General features: G+C 69.3%; 18 protein-coding genes and 4 pseudogenes. 16 read left to right on the top strand and 6 right to left on the bottom strand.

The annotated features are described in order from the left end of the window. Positions 1-532: 532 nt before the first annotated feature. Positions 533-838 (bottom strand): hypothetical protein, encoded by a 306-nt coding sequence (locus ACIBK0_RS48460; protein WP_399095808.1) that lies wholly within the window; start codon positions 836-838, stop codon positions 533-535. Positions 839-1,913: 1,075 nt separating this feature from the next. Here ACIBK0_RS48460 and ACIBK0_RS48465 point away from each other — a divergent pair. The 3 genes from ACIBK0_RS48465 to ACIBK0_RS48475 all read left to right on the top strand — a co-directional run bounded on the left by ACIBK0_RS48465 (position 1,914) and on the right by ACIBK0_RS48475 (position 4,420). Beyond that, a complete protein-coding gene (locus tag ACIBK0_RS48465; protein ID WP_399095811.1) occupies positions 1,914-3,194 on the top strand; it encodes a sensor histidine kinase in 1,281 nt (426 codons plus the stop codon). Further along, on the top strand, positions 3,136-3,816 hold the full coding sequence (locus ACIBK0_RS48470; RefSeq protein WP_399095814.1) for a hypothetical protein: 681 nt from the start codon (positions 3,136-3,138) through the stop codon (positions 3,814-3,816). The genes ACIBK0_RS48465 and ACIBK0_RS48470 overlap by 59 nt, the downstream gene beginning before the upstream one ends. Positions 3,817-3,916: 100 nt before the next feature. Then, complete coding sequence (locus ACIBK0_RS48475) at positions 3,917-4,420, top strand: hypothetical protein (RefSeq protein ID WP_399095817.1); 504 nt, start codon at positions 3,917-3,919, stop codon at positions 4,418-4,420. Between the two features lie 74 nt (positions 4,421-4,494). On the opposite strand, the gene ACIBK0_RS48480 is transcribed toward ACIBK0_RS48475, so the two are convergent. Then, positions 4,495-5,166 carry a recombinase family protein gene (locus ACIBK0_RS48480; protein ID WP_399095820.1) on the bottom strand — a complete coding sequence of 224 codons (672 nt, stop codon included), beginning with the start codon at positions 5,164-5,166 and terminating at the stop codon, positions 4,495-4,497. 250 nt (positions 5,167-5,416) lie between these two features. Here ACIBK0_RS48480 and ACIBK0_RS48485 point away from each other — a divergent pair, with 250 nt between their 5' ends. From ACIBK0_RS48485 to ACIBK0_RS48510, 6 genes are all read left to right on the top strand, one after another. Next, positions 5,417-5,956 carry a winged helix-turn-helix domain-containing protein gene (locus ACIBK0_RS48485; RefSeq protein WP_360089341.1) on the top strand — a complete coding sequence of 180 codons (540 nt, stop codon included), beginning with the start codon at positions 5,417-5,419 and terminating at the stop codon, positions 5,954-5,956. Continuing rightward, positions 5,953-7,248, top strand: coding sequence for an MFS transporter (locus ACIBK0_RS48490; protein ID WP_399095824.1), 1,296 nt, complete (start codon positions 5,953-5,955; stop codon positions 7,246-7,248). The genes ACIBK0_RS48485 and ACIBK0_RS48490 overlap by 4 nt, the downstream gene beginning before the upstream one ends. A 27-nt stretch (positions 7,249-7,275) precedes the next feature. Next, positions 7,276-7,395: a TetR/AcrR family transcriptional regulator gene (locus tag ACIBK0_RS48495; protein WP_399095827.1), complete on the top strand. Its 120-nt coding sequence runs from the start codon at positions 7,276-7,278 to the stop codon at positions 7,393-7,395. Positions 7,396-7,509: 114 nt separating this feature from the next. Further along, a complete protein-coding gene (locus ACIBK0_RS48500; protein WP_399095830.1) occupies positions 7,510-7,824 on the top strand; it encodes a hypothetical protein in 315 nt (104 codons plus the stop codon). 155 nt (positions 7,825-7,979) lie between these two features. Further along, positions 7,980-8,975, top strand: a complete 996-nt coding sequence (locus ACIBK0_RS48505) for a GlxA family transcriptional regulator (protein ID WP_399095833.1) — start codon at positions 7,980-7,982, stop codon at positions 8,973-8,975. Positions 8,976-9,036: 61 nt separating this feature from the next. Then, the gene (locus tag ACIBK0_RS48510; RefSeq protein ID WP_399095836.1) at positions 9,037-9,822 is read left to right on the top strand and encodes an MBL fold metallo-hydrolase; all 786 of its coding nucleotides are present in this window, start codon (positions 9,037-9,039) and stop codon (positions 9,820-9,822) included. A gap of 341 nt (positions 9,823-10,163) precedes the next feature. Here ACIBK0_RS48510 and ACIBK0_RS48515 read toward each other — a convergent pair. After that, positions 10,164-11,309: pseudogene (locus ACIBK0_RS48515) on the bottom strand (DNA polymerase III subunit alpha); the annotation flags it as partial. A 56-nt stretch (positions 11,310-11,365) separates the two neighbouring features. On the opposite strand from ACIBK0_RS48515, the gene ACIBK0_RS48520 reads away from it, so the two are divergent. Further along, positions 11,366-11,887, top strand: coding sequence for a GNAT family N-acetyltransferase (locus tag ACIBK0_RS48520; RefSeq protein ID WP_399095839.1), 522 nt, complete (start codon positions 11,366-11,368; stop codon positions 11,885-11,887). Here the strand turns inward: ACIBK0_RS48520 and ACIBK0_RS48525 are convergent. Continuing rightward, positions 11,884-12,831: pseudogene (locus ACIBK0_RS48525) on the bottom strand (IS630 family transposase); the annotation flags it as partial. The gene ACIBK0_RS48520 and the pseudogene ACIBK0_RS48525 sit on opposite strands and share 4 nt — an antisense overlap. A gap of 216 nt (positions 12,832-13,047) precedes the next feature. Here ACIBK0_RS48525 and ACIBK0_RS48530 point away from each other — a divergent pair. The 5 genes from ACIBK0_RS48530 to ACIBK0_RS48550 all read left to right on the top strand — a co-directional run bounded on the left by ACIBK0_RS48530 (position 13,048) and on the right by ACIBK0_RS48550 (position 18,179). Continuing rightward, the gene (locus ACIBK0_RS48530; protein WP_399095842.1) at positions 13,048-13,416 is read left to right on the top strand and encodes a transposase; all 369 of its coding nucleotides are present in this window, start codon (positions 13,048-13,050) and stop codon (positions 13,414-13,416) included. A 1,430-nt stretch (positions 13,417-14,846) separates the two neighbouring features. After that, the gene (locus tag ACIBK0_RS48535; protein ID WP_028804842.1) at positions 14,847-15,185 is read left to right on the top strand and encodes a MerR family transcriptional regulator; all 339 of its coding nucleotides are present in this window, start codon (positions 14,847-14,849) and stop codon (positions 15,183-15,185) included. A 351-nt stretch (positions 15,186-15,536) separates the two neighbouring features. Beyond that, the gene (locus tag ACIBK0_RS48540; RefSeq protein ID WP_399095867.1) at positions 15,537-16,043 is read left to right on the top strand and encodes a transposase; all 507 of its coding nucleotides are present in this window, start codon (positions 15,537-15,539) and stop codon (positions 16,041-16,043) included. A 214-nt stretch (positions 16,044-16,257) separates the two neighbouring features. Then, the gene (locus tag ACIBK0_RS48545; protein WP_399095870.1) at positions 16,258-16,656 is read left to right on the top strand and encodes a cupin domain-containing protein; all 399 of its coding nucleotides are present in this window, start codon (positions 16,258-16,260) and stop codon (positions 16,654-16,656) included. Positions 16,657-16,925: 269 nt separating this feature from the next. After that, on the top strand, positions 16,926-18,179 hold the full coding sequence (locus tag ACIBK0_RS48550; protein WP_399095846.1) for an RNA-guided endonuclease InsQ/TnpB family protein: 1,254 nt from the start codon (positions 16,926-16,928) through the stop codon (positions 18,177-18,179). 67 nt (positions 18,180-18,246) lie between these two features. On the opposite strand, the pseudogene ACIBK0_RS48555 reads toward ACIBK0_RS48550, so the two are convergent. Together ACIBK0_RS48555 and ACIBK0_RS48560 are read right to left on the bottom strand one after the other, a co-directional pair. Then, a pseudogene (locus tag ACIBK0_RS48555) lies at positions 18,247-18,561 on the bottom strand (DUF6233 domain-containing protein). A gap of 61 nt (positions 18,562-18,622) precedes the next feature. Next, entirely contained in the window at positions 18,623-19,882 is a 1,260-nt protein-coding gene (locus tag ACIBK0_RS48560) for a peptidase S8 (RefSeq protein WP_399095849.1), read from the bottom strand. A 217-nt stretch (positions 19,883-20,099) separates the two neighbouring features. Between ACIBK0_RS48560 and ACIBK0_RS48565 the strand changes: the two are divergent. Then, positions 20,100-20,254 (top strand): annotated as a pseudogene (locus ACIBK0_RS48565) (TIGR02234 family membrane protein); the annotation flags it as partial. Positions 20,255-20,401: the final 147 nt, after the last annotated feature.

A 20,401-nucleotide genomic window follows, 5' to 3' on the forward strand; every position in this document is an offset into this window, starting at 1 on the left:
TCGACAAACCGAAGCCCTCACGCTTTGGTGACGTCACGGACCTTCCGGGCAGAAATGCCCGGATTGCTGAAATCCACTGAGGATCGAAGCAACGGGCGGCTGCGCAACAACGCGGACGCCTTGGCCGCTCAAGCCGTAGACCGTGCCTGCATCCTGGCGCTCCGGGCCGCGAAGACCGCCGGGTTTCCCTCAAGGCGCGTGCGGACACGGCCTGGTGGCGGCACGAATGTGCTGGGCGCACACCGGCGGCTGGTGCCCCGTCGCTCGAGCGGACTGCCCCCGGCGCCAGGCCAGCCGGGGAGGGGCTGGCTGCGTGCGAGACGCATGGTTCACCCCTGGGCCGGCTGTGCAAGCGGTGATGCGGCGCCGGCTGCACCGCCCGCAGCCGACGAGGGTTCACCAGGTCGGCCTTGCGGCACGTCGCACGGTATCGAGCCGGCCCGGTAGCCGATCAGTGTTGCTTCCGCCCGAGGGCGGCCTCGGGGACGCCGCTGGCGGGATCCCTGGGCAGCCCGGGGCGCTGTTGCCTCGGCTATGACCAGGGGCCGATGTCCGGCGGCGGAATGTAGATGGGGGTGTCGGGACAGCCGATCTCTCCCCAGTAGGCGCAACCGCTGTGGGACGGAGGCGTGGTGGGCGGGGTGGTGCTGTTCCATGGGGCGGGTTCGGGGACGGGGTCGTCGTGCGTGCTGAGGCAGCCGTCGGCGTCGTCGGGCGTGCACAGAGCCGGTCGGGGCAGGGAAGGCGACTCCACTGGCTGATCGTCACAGGCGGTTGCACCCCACACGAGAAGGGCGATGAGGCCGGAGGCGGTCAGCAGTCGGGCTGGGGTGGACATGGAGTACTCCTGGAATTGGGGAGCGGATGAGAACGGTCCCCGGCGGGAGCCGGTGGACTCCATCACGGTGGCGTGCCCACCGGGCCGGGGGCCTGAGCTCCTCGCCGCGGGCGTGCCGGGCACCGGGCCGGTACACCGGGGCACCGTGTCGCCCGACGCGGCCTGGCCGGCCGGGCGCGGTGCCCGGCACCGGCGGGACACCGGCCCCATGCCCCGGCCCGCACCGGCAGGGCAAGGTGGCGGGAGAGGCCCGGCCGGCCAGGCTGCCGCGTGACGCGGGAGGCGCCTGGGACGGCTTGCGGCGGATGCGCGTGCCGGGGCAGACACCTGCGGCAACGCGTGCGCGCAAAGCATCGAAGTACCCGGCACGGGCGGTGGTCTTCAGCGCAGAATGAGGTGGTGGCCGTGCGTGCAGCGGTGTGGTCGGTGGTGGCGTCGAGAGCGGTTGCTGTGGTGTTCGCCGGCTGGATGGCCACGCACTTCGCCCGGCGCATGCCGGGCGGGGAGAATCTGTTCCAGCTCGTGCTGCTCGGCACCATCCTGGTGTCCTGGGCTGCGACGGGAGCGGTCCTGGCCTGCCTGCGGCCGCGTAACCCGCTGGGCTGGCTCTTCCTCGGGCTGGGTGCGAGCGGATCCTGGCAGGCGGGCCTCGCCGCCTACGGAGCCGGCGCCGTGCTGAGCGGACACCACTGGCCCGCAGCCTCCACCGTTGCCGCCGTGGCCGGCGGCGCGCACTACCCGCTCCTGTTCTGTCTGCCCACCGTCGTCCTGGCGCTCTACCCCGAGGGTCGGCTGTCCGCGCGCTGGCTGCGCGGGCCCGTCACCGCAGCCGCCGCGGCCGTCGCCGTGCTGACCCTGGCCGCGCCCTTCGACGCCCAGGCCTACGACGACATCGTTCCCGGCGGCACGCCACCACTGTCTTTGCCAACCGCCGCGATCGCCCTCGTCAACGGTGTCTGCCTGCTGGTCATCGTGGTGTGCGCGCTCATCATCACAGGCCACACCCTGGTGCGCCTGGTGCGCTCCCAGCCCCCGCAGCGGCAGCAGTTGGCATGGAATGGTGAGCGTCCTTGCCGTGCTGCTGACGGCTCTGTTCCTGGCACCCCGTCTGCTCCACGCTCTGCTCGGCATGTTGCTTCCGGTTGCTGTGGCTGTGGGCGTGGTGCGTTACCGGATGCTGGGTGTGGAGATTGCGCTGCGTCGGACTTTGGTCTACGGAACGCTGACGGCCGTGGTCGTGGGTGTCTACCTGCTGGCCAGTGCAGGCGTGGGGGTGGTGTGGCCGCGCAGTCTCCTGCCTGGGGTGCTTGCGGCCGCGGTGGTGGCGATCGGACTGGCCCCCGCCCGTGAGCGGCTGCAACGGGCCGTGGACTGGTGGATCTACGGCGGCCGCCGCGACCCTCTGCGGGCCTTGATCCAGCTCGGTGGCCAGATGGGCGACGTGGGGGAGCACGCCCTGCTGCCAGCTGCGCTGGAGGCGGTCAAAAGCGCTGTCCGGGCCCCGGCGGCCGGTGTGACCAGCCCGCAGGGCAGGGCCCTCGTCGCCCCTGACACGCCGCTCGGTCCCTGCCACCGCGTCGAACTTCGCCTGGCGGGACGCTCGCTCGGCGCGCTGACGGTGGCCGAACGCACTCCCGGTGAACCGTACGGCCGTGACGACAAACGCCTGTTGGCGGCCCTGGCCCAACAACTCGCCGTGATCGTACGAGCGCTCGAGCTCGGTGAGGCGGTCGCAGCGGAACGCGACCGTGTCGTGGAAGCGACCCGCGCCGAGCGCGACCGGCTGCGCACGGACCTCCACGACGGCCTGGGCCCCTCCCTCGCCGGAATCGGTCTGGGCCTGCAAGCGGCCGTGGACGGACTCGCCACGGATGACACCGCCGCGGTCACAGCACTCCTGGAACGCACCCGGGAGGAAGTCGCCGGCGCGGTCGCAGAGATCCGGCGCATCATCGACGGCCTGCGGCCGCTGGTCCTGGACCGCTTCGGCCTCGCCGAAGCGGTCCGCCGCCACGCCCGGTCCCTCACTCCGGCCCTGACCGTCGACGTCCACATCGACACGCTGCCGCCGCTGCCGCCCGCGGTGGAAAGCGCCGCCTACCGCATCCTCACCGAAGCCCTGACCAACGCCGCCCGGCACGCCTGGGCCCACCACGTCGACGTCACCCTCGACCCGAGTCCTTCGCGACGGCGGTTCCCGCAGCCTCCCGCGACGGGAGGGCACGGTCTGGCTCCACCTCAACCGGGTCCGCCCGGCTCTGCTGGAATGGTCGAACCGTTACGACCATTTGCGGGAAGTGACCCGCGACGACGTCCTCGCCTACATCAGGACACTGCGCGACCGCCAACGGCATGACCAACTCGTCGCCCTGCGCTCGCTGTTCACCTGGGCCAAGCGGAACGGACTGATCTTCCGCAATCCGACCAGCCGGATCAGGGTCGGGCAGCTTGAGTACGCTGTGTTGCAGCCCCTCGTCCCTGAGCAGGTCGATCGCTCCGTCGCGGCGGCCACCACCCCGGCGACGCGCCTCATCCTCGCCCTCGCAGCGGTCCACGCCGCCCGGGTCGCCCAGATCGCCACCCTCACGCTCCACGACGTCGACCTCGGCAACCGCTGGCTGACCGTCGCCGGACACGCCCGCCCGATCGACGATCTCACCCTGAAACTGCTGCTGGCCTGGCTGGAGCACCGGCGAAACCGGTGGCCGAACACCGCGAACCTTCACCTGCTGATCAACGACCAGACCGCCACGAAGACCAGCCGCTCCAGCAACCACTGGATCAGTGCCGCGATGCGCGGGCTGGATGCGACGTTGGAGCGGCTCCGCGTCGACCGCCAGCTCGAAGAGGCCCTGACTCACGGGCCCGACCCGCTCCACCTCGCCGAGGTCTTCGGACTCGACGAGAAGACCGCGATGCGCTCCGCGGACTCCGCACGAGCCCTGATGGAACAAGCCGCTGAACAGCACCTTCGATGAAATCTGGTCGCCCGGGACGCACCGTGAAGGGAATCATGAGCGAGTGACGTCGACCGAAGCAGCAGCAATCGCTCTACAGGACCATGCCGCCCTCTGGAGTATGGGGGAAATCCGCGCGAGCGATGTCGTCAATGCCGCCTGTGATGCGCTCGTCGCCGGATTCGACACCCCGGGCCTTCGAATCCTCGCCGCCTGCACGCGCGCCGAGGCGGACTACGACGTCCACGACTTGCTTCCCGCAGCACTCGACGAACTCGGCCTCCCCTTCTATCCGGTCGTCGGCCAGGCCGGCCAGGAAGCCGCCGCCCGAGCCCTCGCACGCCGCATGCTCGCCAGCGAGCTCACGCCTCGGGAGTTCACTTTCCGGATTCACCAGCGCTACGGACATGAGCTGCCTCTGACTGAGCGGCTCGCCGAACTCGACGATGAGTACGACGTCCTCGAATACGGCGACAGAACCGTGGACCAGGTCGACGCCGAGGTCACGGCCGAAGCCCGCCGCATCGCGACCCACCCCACGGATCCCGCCGAACCCACGGATACGACAGCTGATGCACACGGACCGACCCGCGAGTTCCCGCTAAGCAGGCTTCGGTTTCTCTGAACCCACGGGCCTCGGCGGGTGTGAGTAGTTGAGGTACAGAAAGTGCCGCTGAGATTGATCTTGGTCTGATCTGCCTACTGTGTGGGGGCTTCGAGCTGGCGGGGCACCGCGCCGGCGCGCAGCTCGCGCAGGTCCGGAATGTGGTTGTAGAGCGTGCCCGGGGAGACACCCAGGAGCTTGGCGATCGAGGTGATCGAGCGGCCGGGGTCGGGGAGCAGGTCGCGGGCGGCGCGGATGATCTCCTCGGTGGCGACGCTGGGGCGTCCGCCGACTCGGCCGCGGGCGCGGGCGGCGGCGAGGCCCTCCTTGGTGCCTATGACGATGAGTTCGCGAATGAACTCCGCGAGCGCGGCGAAGACGTGGAAGACGAGTCGGCCGCCGGGGGTGGTGGTGTCCAGGTTCTCGTGCAGCGAGGTGAAGCCGATGCCGCGCTCGCGCAGCTCGGCGACCATGTTGATGAGGTCTTGGAGGCTGCGGCCGTAGCGGTCGAGCGAGGGGACGACAAGCGTGTCGCCCGCGTCGAGGAACGCGTGGCACGCCTTCAGCTCGGGACGGAGCGCGTCCTTCCCGGACTTCTTGTCCGCGAAGATCTTCCGGCACCCGGCGGCGGTGAGCGCGTCGAGCTGCCGCTCCAGTTTCTGCCCGCCGGTCGACACTCGGGCGTACCCGATTTTGATCTCGGTGCGCACCAGCGGCTCGGCGACGAGCGCGTCCGCGTCCTGCGCTGGCTCCTGAGTGGTCGTCATGGCCCGGGATCATGTCAGAAAAGGGCGGTCCGGGGTTCTTGAACGCCCGAGGTTTTTGAATGGCTTTTTGAAGGCTCCGAGGGGGCTGGGCGACCCATCGGGAGAGATTTTCAGAAAACGAAGGCGAAGTCCCCGGATCGGCGGCGGGTGGGGGGCTTTGACAGAAGGTCTCGCGCGCCGGACAGCAGATTCTGGAGGTCCGCGCGAAATCCCCTTGCTCAATGGTCAAGAATCGTTGACCATTGCTCGCATGCCTACCGATGATCTTCCCGAGACGTTTCACGTCACCACGGACGAGCAGCTGCGCGCCGTCTCCAATCTCACGCGCCACCGGATCATGGCCGTGCTCCGCTTCGAGCCGGCGACGATTACGCAGATCGCCGAGCGGGTGGGCCTTGCGAAGGGGAGTTCCAGCTATCACGTGCGACTGCTGGAGCGGGCCGGCTTGGTGAAGGTGGTACGGACGCGGAAGGTGCGGGGTGTCACCGAGCGGTACTACGCGATGGCCGCGCGGGCGATCGTGCTGCCGGATCCGGGCGAGGGAGGGCCGGATGTGCTGATGCGGCATGCGGTGGCGGACCTAGAGGCGTCGCCGGTGGATGGCGAGCGGCACGTACGGATGGCGCATCTGCGGCTCACCGAGGAGCAGTTCGCGCAGCTGGGGGCGCGGCTGCAGGCACTGGCGGACGAGTACCGGGAGCTGTCCGATCCGTCGCTGCCGGACGCGTCACTCGTCTTCGCACTGTTCCACCCGGCACCGCGCGAGCAGGCCGAGGGGGGCGCCAAGTGACCTCAGGCGTTCGGAAGTTGCCGACCGGGTTCGGACGGCTGTGGACTGCGCAGACGGTGTCCTCGCTCGGTGACGGGGTGTCGCATGCCGCGCTGCCCCTGCTCGCGTTGACATTGACGCGGGATCCGATGGCGCTCGCCGTCGTCACGGCCGCCGGGACGCTGCCGTGGCTGCTCTTCGGGGTGCTCGGCGGTGCGCTGGTGGACCGCTGGGACCGCCGGCGCACGATGTGGGTCATGGACGCGGCGCGTGCGGTGCTGCTCGCGATACCGGCGGCAGCAGCAGCGCTCGACGTGCTGAGCATTCCGCTGCTCGCGACCGTCGCCTTCCTGCTGGGCCTCGGCGGACTCTTCTTCGACACGGCCGCCACGGCTTATCTGCCGGATCTGCTGGGCCGCGACCCCGCACTCCTGGAGCGAGCCAACTCTCGCTTGCGCGGAGCCCAGACCGCCATGTCCGGCTTCGCGGGGCCGCCTGCGGGCAGTGCGCTGCTCGCGCTCGGGCGGGCGGCTCCGCTACTCGCCGACGCGGTGTCGTTCATGCTCTCCGCACTGCTCGTACGGTCGCTTCCCGCCATACCCCGGCCCGTGCCGGAGATCCGCGAGTCACTGCTTCGGCAGGCGCGGGCCGGGGCCTCGTACGTCTTCCGAAACCGGTTGCTGCTCGGGCTCGCGCTCCGCCCGGCGGTCGGGAACATCGCCTTCCTCGCCGTGGAGACCGTCCTCGCCCTCTTCGCGCACGACCGCCTCGGCATCGACACCTACGGCTTCGGCCTGCTCCTCACGGCGGAGGCCACCGGCGGTCTGGTCGGTGCAGGCATCGCCTCCTACCTTGGCCGACGACTCGGCACCGGCACCGCACTGACCTGCACAGCCGTCGTCGAAGGGCTTGCCGTCCTGGGCCTTGCCTCTGCCCTGAACCCGTACGTGGCCGGGCTGGCGCTCGCCTTCTGCGGGGCCGGCATGGGCGCCACGATGGTGCTCGGGCCCTCCCTCCGGCAGGCGATCGTCCCGGCCCACCTCATGGGCCGGGTCGCCTCCACCTCCCGCATGCTGGCCATGTGCGCCGCCCCCATCGGGGCCTTCCTCGGCGGCTGGCTGGCCACCACCTACGACATCCGTACCCCGCTCTACGCCGCCGCCGTCCTCCTCCTGGCGATGACGGCCGTCACGGCATCCATGACCAACAATCGCCGGGTCGAAGCGGCGCTGCGTGCCGCTGCCCCGGCCGGCGGTCCGGATCACCCGGCATCCAAGGATCCCGCCCAGGAGAGTGCACCCGACTTGTTGTGACGCCTGCCGCGAAGGCGTCACAACACGGTGGTGCGCCTGTTCTGGCGGCAGGGCGTGGCCACCACCGGGATCCAGGACATCGTCAACGCCACCGGGCTCAACCGCTCCAGCCTGTACGCGACCTTCGGCGGCAAGCAGGAGCTGTAGCGCGCCGCCCTCGAACGCTACGTCCAGGACCGCTCGCGGCCGGCCCTCGGCCGCCTCGAAGAGGACGACCGCGGACTGCCGGCCATCACCGACTTCTTCACCGCCCTGATCGAGATGCGCTGCACCGGCGAGTACGGCCAGTGGGGATGCATGGTCTCCAACGCGCACGCCGGCACCGAGAACGACGACCCTCAGGTGGGCGCCCTCCTCGACCGCCAGCACCAACGGTTGCATGACGCCCTGCACTCCGCGCTCCGCTCGGCACACCGCCAGCAGCAACTCGCCGAAGGCGTCGTCTCCGGGTCTGCGGTCGACATCCTGGCTCTCCTCGCACACGGCGTGAACCTGCGCTCTCGCGCCGGGGCGGACGCCCAGCAGCTCCAGGCAACCGTCGCGGCGGCGGTCACTGCCGTGACTCGCGGGCGGTGACCGGTCCGAACCGCCACGCCTTCGCCCCGTGAACCGCCTGGAGCGGACAGCGGGCGGACCTGGGCGCTCCGGTCTCGCTTTGGCCGTGACCGATGGCCGGATCTGACAGAACCCGGTCATTGCGGACACGGCCCGGTCGGCGGAAGGATTGCGGTATGCCCGAACCGCGCACCGTCGTCATCGCCGCTTTCTCCGGGGTTGAGTTGCTGGAGGTGACCGGCCCGGCGGAGGTCTTCTCCGTCGCCTCCCAACTGGTGGAAGGCGACGCACCCGCCTACCGGGTTGAGATCGCCGCCACGCAGGTCGGCCCGCTGCCGACCGCCGCCGGGATCAGCCTGGTCGCCGAGCGGTCGCTGGCCGAGGTGAGCCAGGGCGTCGACACCCTCCTCGTGGCCGGCGCCATGGACAACGCCGACGGCCGGTACCGAGCCGTCATCGACCCTGACGTCGTCGCATGGCTGGCCACAGCGGCTCCGGCCGCACGGCGCGTCGGCGGCGTGTGCGCTGGCGTCCACCTGCTCGCCGAGGCCGGACTCCTCACCGGCCTGCCCGCCACCACCCACTGGCTCACCGCCGACCAACTTGCCGCACACCACCCGGACATCGCGGTCGATCCCGAGCCGATCTTCATCCGCGCCGGCCGGATCTGGACCTGCGCGGGCGTGACCGCCGCCCTGGACCTCGCCCTCGCCATGGTGGCCGAGGACCACGGCCCGGCCATCGCCCTCGACGCCGCCCGCGCCATGGTCATGTACGTCAAACGCCCCGGCGGACAGACGCAGTTCAGCGTGCCGCTCTCCCTCCAGGCGAGCGCCGACGACCGCATCGACGAACTCCGCCGCTGGATCGACGAACACCTCGCCGAGCGGATCTCGGTCGAGGCCATGGCCGCCCGCCTGAACCTGAGCGTGCGCCACTTCGCCCGGGTCTTCCGCGACTGCACCGGCCGCACCCCGGCCGACTACCTGGAGGCGGTCCGGGTGGAGGCGGCCCGCCGCCTCCTCGAGGAGTCCGCACACAGCCTGCCCGACGTCGCGGCAGCCAGCGGACTGGGATCGGTCGAGACCCTGCACCGGGCCTTCCGCCGCCGACTGGGCGCCACCCCGGCCGAGTACCGCCGCCGGTTCCGGCCCCACGCCACCGCCCGCTGAACCGCCGACCGCAGCCGCGGTCGCCCGTCCGTGCACCCCAATTCGTGAAGGAGCACCCCCGTTGTCCCGTACCAAGGTCGTCCCGATCCCCGTCCTGGGCCGGCGAGCCGTCAACGCCTACCTGCTGCTCGGCCGCCACCCGGTCATCGTGGACGCCGGAACGCCGGGCAGCGGCCGGCGGATCACCGAGCAGGTCGCCGCCCACGGCCTCGCCCCCGAGGACATCCGCCTCGTCGTCGTCACCCACGGCCATATCGACCACTTCGGCTCCGCCGCCGAACTGCGCCGCCTCACCGGCGCCCCGATCGCCGCACACGCCGCTGATCTGCGCCCCTACCGCACCGGCCGGGTTCGCGAACCATACCTGCCCACCGGGCCGATGGGACGGCTCATGGCCCGAAACCCGAAACTCCACGAACAGGCCGAACCCTTCGAACCCGACATCCTCGTCCGGGGCGCGACCGGCCTCGCGGACTTCGGTGTCGACGCCCGCATCATCCCCACCCCCGGCCACACCGCAGGCTCCGTCTCCGTCCTCACCGACGACGGCGATCTGGTGGCCGGCGACCTCATCGCCAACTCCTTCATGGGCCTGATCAAGGGCCGCCCCGCCAACCCGCCCTTCCACGACGACCCGCTCGCCAACCTCGCCAGCCTCCGCGCGATGCTCGACCTCAAGCCCACCTGGCTTCACGTCGGCCACGGCACACCCCTCGACCCGGCCCGGGCGGACCGCTGGGCGACAGCGGAACAGCGCAGGCTCACCCGCCGAGCAGCCCGGGGAAAGCTACAGGTCAGGGCCCTGGAGCCGGACGGGGAACCGGCCAGAGCCGACGAGCGAGCCTAACCCCCGAGCCCAGACTCGTGCTGCTCGCATCCTCCACGCGCTGGCGTAGGGCCTCGCAGTACGACTCGAACTCGATCACCCTCACTCCTGGCTCGGGGAGGCCGAGCGTACCGAGAAGGCAAGCCAGCCCGCCGCATCTTGCACCAACCTCCTGCCGCCATTGGCCGTTCCGCTCCTCCCCGAAGGCTGACATGGCCAGCACCAGCACCTCACCGGCCACCTCTACCGACAGTCGAGGACACCCCTGCGAGCGGAGGCAGCTGCCAGAACTGACTCATCCGGCACCCGAATCCAGTACGTGCACCCGCGGTTGGGCGTCGGTGTGTCTCGTGAGACACATGTCAGCCTGGAGAACCCTGACTGCGGTGACCTAGCCGTCGCAGGTCCGCCGAACGGGTGCCGGCGGGCTGGATAGTGGAGATCCGACGGGTGCAGGCGGGCCCCGGCGGTGCCGTCGGCAAGCGTGCGCTGCGGGGCCGCCGGCTGGGCCGGCGTGGGGGCCGGGCCGGTGCGTCCGAGAAGGTCGAGGGCGGCCTGGGGTCCGTGGTCGCGGCGGGCAGCCGCCACCTCGTCCAGATCCCAGGCCATCTCGCCGACGACGGTGCGACGCGGACCGCGTGCCTCAACGGTGCCGCCTACCAGCAGCAGCCCGGAGTGGAACACGGTGCGCGCCACGTGCTCGTGGGAGTCCTCGAAGAAGGCGATGTCGACCAGGCCGGAGCCGTCCTCCAGCGTGTAGAAGATGACCCGCTTGCCGGACGGGATGGGCGGGGTCTGCGTGGAGGCCCGCACCCCGGCGACAAGAACCTTCTGCCCGGGCACCATGTCGCGCAGGTGGGCGGCGTCGGTCGCGCCGAGCTCGCGCAGCAGCCGGTGATGGTGCTCCATCAGGTGATGCGTGACATCGATGGAGAGGGTGTCGAGTTCGGCGCCGAGCTTGTCGCGGCTGGTCATTTCCAGCAGCCCGCTCGGTCCGGCGGTCACCAGCTCGCCGCCCAGCGGCAGCTGCCCGTCGGGGGCGGTGCGGTTGCGGGAGTGCCGGTGCAGTTCGGTGGCCTGCAGGAGCAGGTCTCGCCGGGTCAGGCCGGGGGAGAGGGCGCCAAGGGCACCGATACGGATCAGGCGCTGGGCGAGCGGCAGGGAGGGGCGGCCGCGCAGCCACAGATCCTGCAGGCAGGTGTAGGGCCGGCCGGCCGCTAGGCGGGCGGTCTCCGCCTCGGTGATGCCCTTGACCGTGGAGAGCGCCAGGCGCACCCCCCAGCCCTGCCCGGTCTGCTGCGCGCTGTGCTGCCTGCGGGAGTGGTTGACGTCGACGGGCAACACAGCAATGCCGTGGCGGCGGGCGTCGGCGACGATGACCCGGCGCGGCTACATGCCCGGATCATGCTCGAGCAGGCCCGCGTACAGAAACGCCGGAAAGTGCCCTTCAAATACGCGGACTGTAGGGCGGGGACGGTGAAGGCCACCGCGTGGGCGCGGCAGAAGCCTTCTCCGAACTACTCCCGCCGTAGGTCGAGATGATCTGGATCGGTATCGTCGCCGCATGCCTGAACTGATCGCGCCTACTGCCCGCTTGCAATCCGCTTGGATCGAGGCGCATGGCGAGTGGGGCCCTGGGCTCCACGAGGACGGATTCGGTGTGAGGCCGTCGGACGAGGTCGACTCGGCAACCGGGTTCGCGGCCTGGGTGACGCGGCTGGTTGAGGAATCGAACCCGGCAAAGCCGGTGGAGGCCGGCCAGTTGAGTTGCATGTATCGATGGATCGTCGAGCGCAACCAGGTGCTCGGCGGGATCACGCTGCGCCACGGACTCAACGACTATGTGCTGCAGTTTGGCCACATCGGGTACGGCATCAGGCCATCTTCGCGGCGGCGTGGGCTGGCCACCTGGGCACTGGGCCGGATGCTCGACGAGGCGCGGGCACTCGGCCTGGACCGGGTGCTGCTCGTCTGTGCAGTGGACAACCTCGCCTCAGTGAAGACGATCGAGCAGCAAGGCGGCGTCTTCGAAGGAGTTCGAGACACCGAACACGGCCCCGCACGGCGCTACTGGATCAAGCTCTAGTGTCCTGCGCCAGAGATCCGTCGGCAGAAGCGGGGGAGGGAGTCGAGGATTTCTTCGGCTGTCTTGGTCCAGATGAACGGCTTGGGGTGTTCGTTCCAGTCTTTGACCCAGGCCCGGATGTCGGCTTCCAGGGCTTGGATGTTCTTGTGTGCGCCTCGGCGGATTATCTGGTGGGTGAGGTAGCCGAACCACCGCTCGACCTGGTTGATCCAGGAGGAGCCGGTCGGGGTGAAGTGCAGCTCGAACCTTGGGTGTTTGGCGAGCCAGGCCTTGATCGCTGGAGTCTTGTGGGTGCCGTAGTTGTCCATGATCAGGTGGACCTGAAGGTGAGCGGGCACCTCTTTGTCGATCCGGATCAGGAACTTCTTGAACTCCACGGCCCGGTGTTGGCGGTGCAGGGTGGTGATGACTTCGCCCGTGGCGACGTCGAACGCGGCGAACAGCGTGGTGAGGCCGTTGCGGACGTAGTCGTGGGTACGCCGCTCGGGCATGCCCGGCATCATCGGCAGGACCGGCTGGGACCGGTCCAGGGCCTGGATCTGCGACTTCTCGTCCACCGACAGCACCACCGCACCCTCGGGCGGGTTGAAGTACAGGCCCACGACGTCGTAGACCTTCTCCACGAACAGCGGGTCCGTCGACAGTTTGAAGGTGTCCGCGAGATGCGGCTTGAGCTGGAACTGTCGCCAGATCCGGCCCACGGTCGACTTCGAAAGACCACTGTGCTGGGCCATCGACGTGCGCGACCAGTGGGTGGCGTTCTTCGGGAGCTGTTCGAGCGTGGTGACCACGACCGCTTCCACCTGGTCGACGCTGATGGTGGGAGGCCGGCCCGGCCGGGACTCGTCGGCCAGCCCGTCCAGCCGCTCGACGAGGAAGCGTCGCCGCCATTTGCGGACGGTGTCCGCGGTCACCTGCAACTCCCGTCGCGTCCCATGAACTGGTGTAGCCGGGCAGGGTCCCGGAACGCGCGGGTGTCTGCCCGGGGCGTGCATCCGCTGGCGGTGCATGCTCCCTGAACAAGGGCAGGCCATCGCGCAAGTCTCCCTGGTGAACGGGCAGTTCGACCGGAGGAGCACGCGATGGCCTTGTCCCAGTCTGAGCTGATGCGGCTGCTTGAGTCACTACGTCGGACCGATGGAGTTGAAGCAATCAGGGTGGTGTGCGAGCGCATCCTGCAGGAGCTGATCGAGGCCGAGGCCACCGAGGTGATCGGTGCCGCGCCGCGCGAGCACTCCGAGACGCGCACGACCTGGCGCAATGGACACCGGCAGAGGCTGCTGACCACGCAGGCCGGCGACCTGGACCTGAAGATCCCGAAGGTGCGGAGCGGGTCGTTCTTCCCGTCGTTGCTGGAACGCCGGCGGTGGATCGACCGGGCGTTGTTCGCCGTGGTGATGGAGGGCTCTCCACCGAAGAGGCGTTCTTCGAATACGTCCATCCCGATCAACAGAGCGAGCATCAGGACCGGAACTACCAAGGCCAGGCCCATGGTCGCCTCCCTGTACGGCTTGCCGCATGTCGGGTAGGCGCGGCGCGCAAGCCGGGCATGCAGGGCATAGGACCGGGCGGGCGACAGGTCGGCGTCACTCCGGGCGGGATGCCTCGCTCGGTACCGCCATGCGGATATCGTGACCCGAATGGCCGTCACCCGAAAGCGTGGACGCGCTGACGGGAAGCGTCCCCAGCGCACCGGCGAAGGCCTTGTCTGCCATGGCCAGAAGCCCTTCATCAGCAGGGCGATCCGAGCGGCACACTCACTCCAGATTAGGCCACTCGGGTGACGCCCCTGGCCAGGCGTCGGTGTCGCGATGAACCGGAACGCGGCGCCAGCGGTGGTTCTTGCTCAAGACCGCCGCCGAGCTCGGCCGGATCCACCGGTCACCCTCTCCGGCCCGGCCTGCTGCCAGCCTCCAGCAGACCACTCGCTTGACCGACGACGCCCAGACCAAACTCTTCGAGGACTGCGACGTTGCGATCCCGCGGAAGCTGAGCAGTACCCGAGCGCATGCGTACGTGGGCCAAGGACCGGCTCAGCGACGGCTCCTGCTGACGTCCCCCCCCGCTCGGCGTCATCGCGCCTCCTCGGCGGCCGATCTGCGTGGTGTTTGTGCTCTGGCCTCCGGGCCGTGACGGCCTTGCCCCTGCCCGCGTCGTTGTTCGAGGTCGATTACCCCACCGCCGGACACGCGGAAATCTATGTTGGCTGGAGTAGACATTGGGGTGGTGGTCTGGTTAGGGTTTCTCTCGTAGCCGAGATCAACGGGGCCTGGCAGAGACGAACTGCCGGCCAGCAGTACACGCAGTTGCAGTGCGCAGGACGGTGCGGTGGTGGAGTCGCGAAGCCAGGGATGTTGCAGGACGGCGACGGGACTGACAACCGGACCGGGTGGCCCGCAGTGATCAGGGGCCGCCGTGAGCAAGTCCGCAGTTAACGCAGTGGTATTACCCGTAAGTGCAGTTCGCAGTACCCAGCAGTGAAGTCAGTGAGCAGCACCTCGGTGAAGGCGTCGGCTGCGGACGCGCGCACCGGGAAGTTCGGCAGTGGGGTTCTAAGCCAGAGCAGACGCAGGACGGGCGACGGGGCTGGCTGCCGAAGAGTGGCGCTGTCGCAGGCCACTGAGCGGTTCGCATCACCAGCAGTACGCAGTAGAGCAATACCAGCAGTACGCAGTCCCCCGTTTGGTAGGTAGTTGAACACCGAGGGAAGAACGGAGGAGCGGAGCGCCATCAGGATCGCCCGGGCAGAAGTCTTGAGCCCGGGTACCGCAGGACATCGATAGTGAGGTGGTCTTCGGTCAAGCAACCGCGATCCCCGCACCCCCGACAGCATCTGGGTCGGGTCTGCGGAAAGAGCAGGCCGGCGCAGTACCAGGGCCGGCAGATGGTGTAGCAGTTCCTTCGGGGCCCTGGCGCCAATGGCGCCAGGGCCCCTCCACGCGTTCCACAGAGAGGTGCAATGACAGCAGACGACTCGTACGGCCGTCTCGATGACGACGACTACCCCGCCTACACCATGGGCCGGGCCGCCGAAGTGCTCGGCACCACCCAGGGCTTCCTCCGCGCCATCGGCGAAGCCCGCCTCATCACCCCGCTCCGCTCCGAAGGCGGCCACCGCCGCTACTCCCGCTACCAACTGCGCATCGCCGCCCGCGCGCGGGAACTCGTCGACCACGGCACCCCCATCGAGGCCGCCTGCCGCATCGTCATCCTCGAAGACCAGCTCGAAGAAGCCCAACGCATCAACGCCGAATACCGCCGCGCCGCCGAATCAGCGAACCCAACGTCCGCGGCCTGAGACGGCCAAGAAGACCTGCAACTCCCCCAGGAGCTTCGCAGCTGCCGCCCACGCTGTTGCCCGGAACGCAAGCGTTCCGGGCAACGTCGTTTTTTGCGGACACCGACGGCGACCGTCGCATTGGCTGCGGCACAGCACCCTCCGACCGTGGCCGCACTGCCGCAGCCCAAAGCGTCGATTCCACAGTGTGTCGCGCCCGTCAGCATGCGGCAGGGGCCAGGAAGCATGGGGACCTACAGAAGGAACCGCCGGGCGGAGTTGTGACCGAGCCCTGTGATCACGGGCTGGGCTGCTCACGTGGCGGGGTTCACCACCAAGCTGCACGTGGCTCTCGAGCAGGGCCAAAAGCCCATGTCGATCGTGGTGACGGCCGGGCAGCGCGGCGACTCGCCGCAATTCGAGCCCGTGCTGGAGAATGTCCGCGTACCCCGCATCGGATCGGGCCGGCCACGCGTCCGCCCCGATCGAGTACGCGCCGATCGGGCGTACTCCTCCCGCGCGAACCGTGCCTACCTGCGCCGCCGTGGAATCCGCTGCACCAACCCATACAAGGCTGACCAGGCCCGCAATCGCAGGAAGCTCGGCTCCCGTGGCGGTCGACCGCCACGTTTCGACGCGGTGGATTACCGCGAGCGCCATGCGGTCGAGTGCGGGATCAACCGACTTAAAAGGCACCGGGCAGTGGCCACGAGGTACGACTGTGGGGGTGCCGCGGACATCACCCGCTCGGCCACGCCGGCGGCCCGGGCGGATTCCATGAACACGGCCATCTTGACTGCGCTGTCTTTGCCGCCGCGTCCTCTACGCCGCTGGCTCCCGGATTGTGGAGGCCGCCGACAGGAGGCAGGGTGGTCCTGAGACTCTCTGTGCGAGGCAGAAGGCGTACGTCTGTCACGGATGCGGGCTGTGCCTTGACTTCATTGTGAAGCAAGTTGTGTGAGCCCGGCACCGACGAACTCGGTCATCGCCGCGGTGGCCGACGCAAGATCGTCCATTCCAGGCGGGCTTACGGAGGTGCATCACAGTGTCAGAGCAGAACCCAGTGCACGCGAACCCTGCCGAGGGGCACGAGGTGTCGCTGCCGCCCGAAGTCAAGTTGCTGCAGGAAGTCATTCCGCCCTTCTTTCCCGAAGGTGGTTCGGGAATGACCATCCTCGTCGAGTGGCCTCCCGGTCACCCCGGGCTCCCTCCGCACCGCCACTCGGGCCCGTCCTTCGGCTACGTGATGGAGGGCGCGGTCCGGTTCGAGCTCGAGGGTGAGCCGGAGCGCGTGGTCGAGGCCGGTGGGACGTTCTGGGAGCCGGGTGGTGATGTGATCCACTACCAGGACGGCAACGCCCTGTCGGACGCACCGACCAAGTTCGTGGTGACCATGGTGTGCGCGCCGGGTCAGCCGATGCTCACGTTGGTCGACGAGGAGGAGCTGAAGGAGCGGGCGCACCTACGCGCCCCACGTCCCTCGGAAGACTGACCCGCGAGTTCGATAGCGGGAAGGCGGAGCACGGGACCCTGACCCCGGCGCCGGGCTCCGCCGACCACGCGGTTGGACGGCTCCGTGCGGCTCGATTCTTGCGAGGATCCCCGGGGCGTTCCCGCTCGGGAGGTATCGCGTCCTGAGGTGAGCGGTGCGGAGCACCGTGGTGGCGTCCGGCGCGGAGCGCCGGGATGGCGGGTCCCGCGTGGTGTGGGATTGTCCCGTGTTCGAATTGAGGCCTGGGAATTGCGGTTGGCGTCACGGGTGTGAAGCTGGTTGTGCAGGTCAAACTGGCGCCGACGCCCGTGCAGGCGACGGCACTTGAGGCGAATTTGCGCGCGTGCAACGAGGCGGCCACCTGGGCCAGTGAGGTGGCTTTCGAAAAGGGTGTGAAGAACAACTTCGCGCTGCGCAGGCTCACCTACGGCGAGGTGAAGGCGCGGTGGAACCTGGGGGCGCAGGCCGCCCAGCACGTGATCAAGAAGACCTGTGACGCCTATGCGACGCTGAAGGCGAACCTGAGGGCCGGGAACCTCGGCAAACCCGGCTCCCGGCGGTATCGCAGGGCCACCGAAAGGCCGATCACCTTCCGCGCCAAGGGGGCGCAGCCCTACGACGACCGGATGCTGTCCTGGCAGATCGCCGCACGCCGGGTGTCGATCTGGACGGTTTCAGGGCGGATCAAGGACGTGGCGTTCACCGCGAGCCCCGTGCAGGTGGCCACCCTGGCCCTGCACCGCAAGGGCGAGTCCGATCTCGTGTACCGGGACGGCATGTGGTTCTTGCTGGCCACCTGCGAGGTCCCCGAAGCACCGGCGAACACGGATCCGGTGGACTTTATCGGCATCGACCTGGGCATCGGGAACATCGCCACCACCTCCGACGGCGAGATCCTGGCCGGACGGGAACTGAACCGTATCCGCGTCAGAGAACGAAAGCTCCGCAGCAAGCTGCAGAAGAAGAACACCCCCTCCGCCAAACGCCGGTTGAAGAAGCGCAGGCGCAAGGAGGCGCGGCGGGCCAGAGACATCAACCACAAGATCGCCAAGCATGTGGTGACCGAGGCGGAACGCACCGGTCGCGGGATCGCCCTGGAAGACTTGACGGGCATCCGCGAGCGGGTACGGCTTGCAAAGCCCCAACGGGCCACCCACGCCAGCTGGTCCTTTGCGCAGCTGGGGCAGTTCATCGCGTACAAGGCCCGCCGGGCGGGGGTGTTGGTGGTGTACGTCGATCCGGCGTACACCTCACGCACCTGCGCCCAGTGCGGGCATGTGGACGGGGCGAACCGGGTCTCGCAGGCCTGGTTCGCGTGCCGGTCCTGCGGATTCGTTGATCATGCGGATCGGAACGGCTCCCGCAACATCCGTGCCAGAGCGTGGGAGTTGTGGCGACGCGGGGCGCAGTCAACCGCCCCAGACCCACTTCCCGAACCGGGGCGTGGGACAGGACGCAAACGCAGCACCACAGCCAGTGGCGCCCGCTGTGCAAGCCCCTCGGCTTCAGCGACGGGTAGTTGACGCTCGATTCTCCTGGGTTTCGGCTGGGGTGTCTCGCTCACGGTGACCTCGTCTCGGCGCGAGGGGATCAGTCGAGGATACCCAGCTCAGTGTCGGGCCGGCAGTGGGTGCAGGCAGGCACACCGTTGGCGAGGGCGCGCAGGGCCTGCTCCCTTCCGACGCCCTTGCTGCGTTAGCCGGCCATGTGGCAGCCGCCGACGTGGTCGTACACGGCGGGCGAGTGCCCGTCGAGGCCGTGCTCGATGAGCCAGTCCGGCTGCGGCGGACGTGCCGCGATACCGCGCCTGCGCTCCGCCTGCCGCCGCTCCTCGTCGGCGATCCACTGCTGGGTGCGTTCGAGGTCCTTCTCGGACCCGGTCGCAGAGGACAACGAGTGCCGCAACAAGGCGGTCGCCGTCCTGCGCGCGGTGCATACAGCCAACGGGCTTACCTCATGGAGCCGTTCAGCCGGTGAAGGCCGCCGTGCCGTTGGGGACGCCGAGTCCGGTCGGGCCGTCGTACCCGGTGGTGCCGGTGCACAGGTACGAGCCGGAGCAGCTGCCGTTCGTACCGCTGGTCACGTCGTAGAGCGCCGAGGTGTGGGCGTAGGGGAACGACGCCGGGTACGAGCCGGAGGATGGGGTGCCCGCCAGCGCGTAGGTCGCCGCGATCAGCGGGGCCGAGGCGCTGGTGCCGCCGAAGACCATCCAGCCGGTGGCCTGCCGGTAGCTGTCGTAGACCGCGACGCCGGTGTTCGGGTCGGCGACCGCGGAGACGTCCGCGACGGTCCGCTTGGCGCAGCCGCTGTCGGTCTGCCAGGTGGGCTTGGCGTCGTAGGAGGAACAGCCGGAGCCCGCTCCGCTCCACACCGTGTCGGTCCAGCCGCGTGAGGTGGACGAGGTGTTCAGGGACGTACCGCCCACGGCCGTCACGTACTTGGACGCTGCCGGGTACTCGGTGCCGTAGCCGTTGTCGCCGGAGCTGACGGTGATGGCGACGCCGGGGTGGTTGAAGTACGACGAGTCGTAGGTGGAGTCGCTGGAGGATTCGCTGCCGCCGTAGCTGTTGGAGACGTACTTGGCGCCCAGGCTGACGGCGGTGTTCACGGCCGTGCCGAGGTTCGTCATGGTCGCCGAGCTGGCCTCCACCAGAAGAATCTTGCAGTTCGGGCAGGCCGCGCTGACCATGTCGAGGTCGAGGGATATCTCCTCGGCCCAGCCGGAGTCACCGCGGGGATAACTGGTGCCGCCGGTCTGGTTGACCTTCTTGAAGCAGCCGTTGGCGGTGGTGCAGGCGGGCAGGCCGTACTGCGAGCGGTAGACGGCCAGGTCGGCCTCGGCGTTCGGGTCGTCGTAGGCGTCGACGATGGCCACGGTCTGGCCCGAACCGCCGCTGGAGGAAGGCAGGTTGTAGGCGGCCTGCAGTGAGGTGGGGCCGTAGCCCGACGGGGCGGCGGCCGCCGTCAGGTCGCTCTCGGCGTGCGCGGACTTGGGGGTGCCCGCGGTGACGTGCAGCGCCTTGCACGCCATCACGTTCTTCTGCGTCGGGGTCGCACAGGAGTGGGCGACGGTGACGCCGTTCGGCGACGGTGAGGCCGAGGGCGCCGCCTGGCCGGCCGGGGCGGCCAGGGCCAGAGCAGCCGTGGCCAGGGAAGCCACGGCGGTGAGAGAAATGGTTCTGCGCAACGTACTTCCTCCGAGAGGTGGGTGAACCAGGGGAGACATGCGGGTGCGCTGGACGGCCGGGACGCGTGATGCGCGTCGCGACCGGCGGAAAACCTATGAGTGGCTGGAACATGTCAACAAGAAGATCGTTGAATCTGTGACTGCCCTTTGCCGTTCCTGGTCAGCTCATGTGCTGTTCCTGAGATGTCCATGGCGGAACGGTGGCGCGATCATGGGTTGACACGCCCGGGGTGAAGCTGATTTCACGGCGCAGGCGATAGCGGAGTACGTGACAGCTGTACCGCACCCCCGATCCGAAGCCGCCGGACCCGCCCCGTCTGGCCGCCGCAGCCTCGCCGTCGCCCTGCTCAGCGGCGCCCTCGGCGCGGCCGTGGCGCTGCTCTCCGCCGGCAGAGCTGGTCGGAGGGCACAGGCCGTCACCTCACCCCGCATGCCACGGCCCCGACCACGGGCGTCAAACGCCGTGGGGGGGGGGGGGCCGTAAAGCGAGCCTGACCTCGCGGGGCAATCCCTGAATGCGCGTGATCCTTTTCGACGGGTCGGGCTGCGTCGTTTCGC

It is taken from the genome of Streptomyces sp. NPDC050564, assembly GCF_044457265.1.
Lineage (GTDB): Bacteria > Actinomycetota > Actinomycetes > Streptomycetales > Streptomycetaceae > Streptomyces.

Coding starts and splice junctions, on each gene's coding strand:
- ACIBK0_RS48460 (WP_399095808.1), bottom strand. CDS start 838: ATGTCCACCCCAGCCCGACTGCTGACCGCCTCCGGCCTCATCGCCCTT.
- ACIBK0_RS48475 (WP_399095817.1), top strand. CDS start 3,917: ATGGGGGAAATCCGCGCGAGCGATGTCGTCAATGCCGCCTGTGATGCG.
- ACIBK0_RS48480 (WP_399095820.1), bottom strand. CDS start 5,166: ATGACGACCACTCAGGAGCCAGCGCAGGACGCGGACGCGCTCGTCGCC.
- ACIBK0_RS48485 (WP_360089341.1), top strand. CDS start 5,417: ATGCCTACCGATGATCTTCCCGAGACGTTTCACGTCACCACGGACGAG.
- ACIBK0_RS48500 (WP_399095830.1), top strand. CDS start 7,510: ATGCGCTGCACCGGCGAGTACGGCCAGTGGGGATGCATGGTCTCCAAC.
- ACIBK0_RS48505 (WP_399095833.1), top strand. CDS start 7,980: ATGCCCGAACCGCGCACCGTCGTCATCGCCGCTTTCTCCGGGGTTGAG.
- ACIBK0_RS48520 (WP_399095839.1), top strand. CDS start 11,366: ATGCCTGAACTGATCGCGCCTACTGCCCGCTTGCAATCCGCTTGGATC.
- ACIBK0_RS48535 (WP_028804842.1), top strand. CDS start 14,847: ATGACAGCAGACGACTCGTACGGCCGTCTCGATGACGACGACTACCCC.
- ACIBK0_RS48540 (WP_399095867.1), top strand. CDS start 15,537: ATGTCGATCGTGGTGACGGCCGGGCAGCGCGGCGACTCGCCGCAATTC.
- ACIBK0_RS48560 (WP_399095849.1), bottom strand. CDS start 19,882: ATGTCTCCCCTGGTTCACCCACCTCTCGGAGGAAGTACGTTGCGCAGA.